This window comes from Thermomonas fusca DSM 15424, from assembly GCF_000423885.1.
Lineage (GTDB): Bacteria > Pseudomonadota > Gammaproteobacteria > Xanthomonadales > Xanthomonadaceae > Thermomonas > Thermomonas fusca.
Genome location: NZ_AUIV01000012.1, coordinates 1 through 2500, shown reverse-complemented (window position 1 = coordinate 2500; position 2500 = coordinate 1). Strand labels below are relative to the sequence as shown.

Annotated in this window: 2 rRNA genes (1 of these 2 cut by a window edge); both read left to right on the top strand. The window is 55.0% G+C overall.

Annotated elements, in window-relative coordinates:
- A 23S ribosomal RNA gene (locus G582_RS0106750) occupies positions 1–2245 on the top strand (it extends 615 nt beyond the left edge of the window).
- A gap of 142 nt (positions 2246–2387) precedes the next feature.
- Positions 2388–2500: ribosomal RNA gene (gene rrf / locus G582_RS0106745) — 5S ribosomal RNA — on the top strand.

Sequence of the window (2500 nt, the reverse complement as noted above, 5' to 3'; positions counted from 1 at the left end):
GAGTCTGATAAGGGCGCATAGTCGCGGGCAGTAGACCCGAAACCGGGTGATCTAGTCATGCCCAGGGTGAAGGTACCGTAACAGGTACTGGAGGCCCGAACCCACGCCCGTTGCAAAGGTCGGGGATGAGGTGTGATTAGGAGTGAAAAGCTAATCGAACCCGGAGATAGCTGGTTCTCCTCGAAAGCTATTTAGGTAGCGCCTCGTATGTATCCTCTCGGGGGTAGAGCACTGTTATGGCTAGGGGGTCATCGCGACTTACCAAACCATTGCAAACTCCGAATACCGAGACGGACTGTACGGGAGACACACGGCGGGTGCTAACGTTCGTCGTGAAAAGGGAAACAACCCAGACCCACAGCTAAGGTCCCAAATTACCGCTGAGTGGAAAACGATGTGGAAAGGCACAGACAGCCAGGAGGTTGGCTTAGAAGCAGCCACCCTTTAAAGAAAGCGTAATAGCTCACTGGTCGAGTCGGTCTGCGCGGAAGATTTAACGGGGCTAAGCGGTAAACCGAAGCTTGGGGTGCATAACTTTGTTATGCGCGGTAGAGGAGCGTTCCGTAGGCCTGCGAAGGTGGATTGAGAAGTCTGCTGGAGGTATCGGAAGTGCGAATGCTGACATGAGTAACGATAATGCGGGTGAAAAGCCCGCACGCCGAAAGCCCAAGGTTTCCTTGCGCAACGTTAATCGACGCAGGGTGAGTCGGCCCCTAAGGCGAGGCAGAAATGCGTAGTCGATGGAAAGCTGGTTAATATTCCAGCACCTCGTGCAAATGCGATGGAGGGACGGAGAAGGTTAGGCAGGCCGGGCGTTGGTTGTCCCGGTGAGAGGGTTGAGGCGGTGCTCTTAGGCAAATCCGGGAGCGCAACGTTGAGACCAAGGACGAGTCCAGTTGGACAGAGCTGCTGATATCACGCTTCCAGGAAAAGCTCCTAAGCTTCAGTTTGCACAGACCGTACCGTAAACCGACACAGGTGGGCAGGATGAGAATTCTCAGGCGCTTGAGAGAACTCGGGTGAAGGAACTAGGCAAAATAGCACCGTAACTTCGGGAGAAGGTGCGCCTCCTATGGTTAATAGCTGAAGGAGGCCGAAGTAACCAGGCCGCTGCGACTGTTTATCAAAAACACAGCACTCTGCAAACACGAAAGTGGACGTATAGGGTGTGACGCCTGCCCGGTGCCGGAAGGTTAATTGATGGGGTCAGCGAAAGCGAAGCTCTTGATCGAAGCCCCGGTAAACGGCGGCCGTAACTATAACGGTCCTAAGGTAGCGAAATTCCTTGTCGGGTAAGTTCCGACCTGCACGAATGGCGTAACGATGGCGGCACTGTCTCCACCCGAGACTCAGTGAAATTGAAATCGCTGTGAAGATGCAGCGTTCCCGTGGCAAGACGGAAAGACCCCGTGAACCTTTACTATAGCTTTACACTGAACGTTGAGTTCGTCTGTGTAGGATAGGTGGGAGGCTGTGAAGTGTCGGCGCTAGCTGGCATGGAGCCAACCTTGAAATACCACCCTGATGTGCTTGACGTTCTAACCTGGGCCCGTAATCCGGGTCGGGGACCGTGTATGGTGGGTAGTTTGACTGGGGCGGTCTCCTCCCAAAGAGTAACGGAGGAGCTCGAAGGTACGCTCAGCGCGGTCGGACATCGCGCACTGTGTGCAAAGGCATAAGCGTGCTTGACTGCAAGATCGACGGATCAAGCAGGTAGGAAACTAGGACTTAGTGATCCGGTGGTTCTGTATGGAAGGGCCATCGCTCAACGGATAAAAGGTACTCCGGGGATAACAGGCTGATACCGCCCAAGAGTTCATATCGACGGCGGTGTTTGGCACCTCGATGTCGGCTCATCACATCCTGGGGCTGTAGTCGGTCCCAAGGGTATGGCTGTTCGCCATTTAAAGTGGTACGCGAGCTGGGTTCAGAACGTCGTGAGACAGTTCGGTCCCTATCTGTCATGGGCGTTGGAGATTTGAGAGGGGCTGCTCCTAGTACGAGAGGACCGGAGTGGACGAACCTCTGGTGTTCCGGTTGTCACGCCAGTGGCACTGCCGGGTAGCTATGTTCGGAAGCGATAACCGCTGAAAGCATCTAAGCGGGAAGCGCGCCTCAAGATGAGATCTCCCGGGGCACAAGCCCCCTGAAGGAACCATCAAGACCAGGTGGTTGATAGGCAGGGTGTGTAAGCGCAGTAATGCGTTGAGCTTACCTGTACTAATGATCCGTGTGGCTTGACCATATCACCTCAAGTTGCTTCGCCTAGCGAAGTAACCCTTGGCCTCAACACGTTGATGGCTTGCTCCAAACGCTCGTAGACTCTTCTTCCAACCTCTGAGAGCGAGGCGCTGCCGTATCTACGGCCGGCGACCCTCCACCCTCTCCCTGGTGATAACAGCGCTGTGGCACCACCCGATCCCATCCCGAACTCGGAAGTGAAACACAGCTGCGCCGATGGTAGTGTGCTTCTGCATGCAAGAGTAGGTCATCGCCAGGG